A 3,011-nucleotide genomic window follows, 5' to 3' on the forward strand; every position below is an offset into this window, starting at 1 on the left:
GCAGCGGGCGCCGGCGGTCCGGGCCGTCCTTGCCGGCCGGGCGGGCCGGGCCGGCCGGATGCGGGCGGGTCGGGGGTGGGGGTCATGGTGCTCATGGTCAGTGTGCGGTCCAGCCTCCGTCCAGTGGCAGGGATATCCCGGTGATGCCGGCCGCCTCGGGGGCGCAGAGGTAGCCCACGGCGGCGGCCACCTCGGCGGGCTCGATCAGCTCCTTGCGGGCGGAGTCCGCCAGCATGATCTCGCTGACCACCCGGGAGGCGGGTATGCCGTGCACCTCGGCCTGGTCGGCGATCTGCCGCTCCACCAGCGGAGTGCGGACATAGGCGGGGCAGACGCAGTTGGAGGTCACGCCGTGCGCGGCGCCCTCCAGGGCGGCCACCTTGGACAGCCCTTCCAGCCCGTGCTTGGCGGCCACGTAGGCGGCCTTGTACGGCGAGGCGCGCAGCCCGTGCACCGAGGAGATGTTGACGATCCGCCCCCAGCCCCGGCCGTACATGTGCGGCAGGGAGCCGCGGATCAGCCGGAAGGGGGCGTGCAGCATCAGCCGCAGGATGCGCTCGAAGGCGTCGGCCGGGAACTCCTCCAGCGGCCGGACCAGTTGCACACCCGCGTTGTTGACCAGGATGTCCGCCCCGGCCCCGGCGGCGAGATGCTCGGCGGCGTCGAGGTCGGTGAGGTCCAACACCTCCGTCTCGACGGGGATCTCCGCGGCGAGCGAGGTGAGGCCCCCGGCATCCCGGTCCACGGCGCGGACCTTGGCGCCGGCGGCGGCCAGATGGCGGGCGCAGGCCCGGCCGATGCCGCTGGCCGCGCCGGTGACCAGCGCGGTGCGGCCGGAGAGATCGGGCGCTCCGGCGGGCCGGCCGGTGGTGGCGTCGGTGTTGGTGACGGTGCTGGTCATGCGTGGTCCCCGGCCTGGTCGGTGGTCGGCTGGTGCGTCGCGTGCGGGCGGGCGGCGGCGAGGGTGTCCAGGGCCTGGGCGATGGCCCTGGTGGCCTCGGGGGCGAGCAGGATGGAGTAGTGGTTGGTGCCGGGCACCGGGGTGACGGGCACCGGGCTGGCGGCCAGCCGCCCGGCGTCGTAGAGAGCGCTGGGTTCGTCGAGCAGACCGCGCTCGGCGTGGAGCAGGGTGGCCGGGACGGTGAGACGGCCGGCCGCGCCCAGGGTCTCCGGGTCGGCCAGCACGTCCGAGCCGTCGGCCCGGACGGCGTCCAGCACGCAGCTGCTGCGCAGCCGGGGCGGGCTGCCGGTCAGGTCGCGGTCCACGTAGGTCTGGACGTCCGGCCCCCAGTGCGCGGTCAGGGCGGGGTGCTCGCGGAAGAACGCCCGGTAGGCGTCCCGGTCCGGGAAGGTCATGGCCAGCCGCCGCATGGCGGGGCCGATGACGGCCTCCAGCAGGGCGTCGATGTCCGTGCCCGCCGGGGCGGGGAAGCCGATGCCGCCGTCCACCAGCACCACGCGGGGGAAGCGGGCGGGGTGCCGGGCGGCGGCCAGCGCGGCCACGAAACCGCCCATGGAGTGCCCGATCAGGGGTGCGGAGCGGAGCTCCAGGCAGTCGAGCAGGGCGAGCAGATCGGCCACATGGGCGGCCAGCCCGTACGGCCCCGGGAGCTCCCGGCTGGCGGCCCGGCCGCGCAGGTCGGGGGCGTAGACGTGGTGCCCGGCGGCGGTGAGCTCGCGGGCCAGGGCGGTGAAGGCCAGGCCGTTGGCGGTGATGCCGTGCAGCGCGATCACCGGTTCCGCGGCGTCCCGCCCGGCGAGGGCGGCCGGGGTGGCCGGGGCGGCGGGCCAGTGGGTGACGNGGGCGGCCGGGGTGGCCGGGGCGGCGGGCCAGTGGGTGACGGCGAGTTCGCCGCCGGCCACCGGGATGCGCAGCTCGCGGGTGCCGGTGCCCGTCATGCGGCTGCTCCTTCCTCCGTCGTGCCGCGGCCGGTGGCGCGGCGCCGGCGCAGGGCGTGCCCTGCCTGGGTGAGGCCGCCGGGGAAGAGGTAGACCGCGGCGACGAACAGGATGCCGAGCACGACCAGGGGTTCGGACAGCGGCGCGGAGAGCCACTCGGGCAGCCCGGCCACGGCGTCCGACACGCCCAGGGCGCCCAGCCGGTGGTCCAGGTAGACGAAGAGGATGCCGCCGATGACCGGACCCCAGCGGGTGCCGGCTCCGCCGAGCACCACCATCACCAGCAGGGTGAGGGTGAAGTCCGGGGTGCTGGCCCCGGGGGTGATCCCGCCGGTGACCACCAGGTAGACCGAGCCGCCCAGCAGCGCCAGTGCGGAGGCCAGCACGAAGGCGCCCAGCTTGAAGCGGAACGGGTCGCGGCCCAGGACCGAGACCCGCTGCTCGTTGTCCCGCACGGCCTGCCAGACCCGGCCGGCCGGGGAGGCTGCGGCGGTCCAGGCCACGGCCGCGGTCAGCACCAGGTAGCCCAGCGCCAGCCAGTAGACGTTGACCGTGTTGGCGACGCCGATGAAGGCGTCCGGCACGGCGTCGGCGCGCAGCGGGAGGCCCTCCTCGCCGCCGGTCAGGCCGCCGGGGTTGCGCTGCACCCAGATGGAACCGGCCTGCGCGAACGCAAGGGTGACCATGGCGAAACCGATGCCGCCCAGCGCCAGGGTCCGCAGCGAGACGGCACCCAGCAGGCAGGCGGCGGCACTGCCCGCGGCCAGGGTGAGCAGGGCGGCCGGGACCAGGCCGAGGCCCAGCTCGGACATGGCGAGCTGGGTGCCGTAGGCGCCGCCGGCGATGTACAGGGCATGCCCGAAGGAGAGCAGCCCGGTGCGTCCGAACAGCAGGTCGTAGCTGAGGGCGAGACCGGCGAAGACCAGGCAGAGGGCGAACAGCTGGAGCGATCCGGCCGAGTTGACCGGTCCGTCCAGCAGCACCGGGATGTCCAGGGCCGAGTAGGGCAGGGTGAGCAGGAGCAGCAGCACCGCGGCCGTGCCGATCCGGGAGCGGTGCGCGCGCAGCCGCCGGGGCAGCGGGCCGCGGGCACCGGCGGCCGGCCCGGGCGC

Annotated in this window: 3 protein-coding genes; all 3 read right to left on the bottom strand. The window is 75.9% G+C overall.

Translation table 11 applies throughout. The features are described from left to right. Window positions 1-97: 97 nt before the first annotated feature. Complete coding sequence (locus GQS09_RS27775) at window positions 98-901, bottom strand: 3-hydroxybutyrate dehydrogenase (protein WP_165990280.1); 804 nt, start codon at window positions 899-901, stop codon at window positions 98-100. Next, window positions 898-1,899 (bottom strand): alpha/beta hydrolase, encoded by a 1,002-nt coding sequence (locus tag GQS09_RS27780; RefSeq protein ID WP_165990281.1) that lies wholly within the window; start codon window positions 1,897-1,899, stop codon window positions 898-900. The genes GQS09_RS27775 and GQS09_RS27780 overlap by 4 nt, the downstream gene beginning before the upstream one ends. Beyond that, window positions 1,896-3,011 (bottom strand): branched-chain amino acid ABC transporter permease (locus GQS09_RS27785; RefSeq protein ID WP_399552628.1); only part of this gene is annotated, 1,116 nt, incomplete at its 5' end. The genes GQS09_RS27785 and GQS09_RS27780, both read right to left, overlap by 4 nt.

It is taken from the genome of Streptomyces sp. YIM 98790 (assembly GCF_011421595.1).
Taxonomy (GTDB): Bacteria; Actinomycetota; Actinomycetes; order Streptomycetales; family Streptomycetaceae; genus Streptomyces.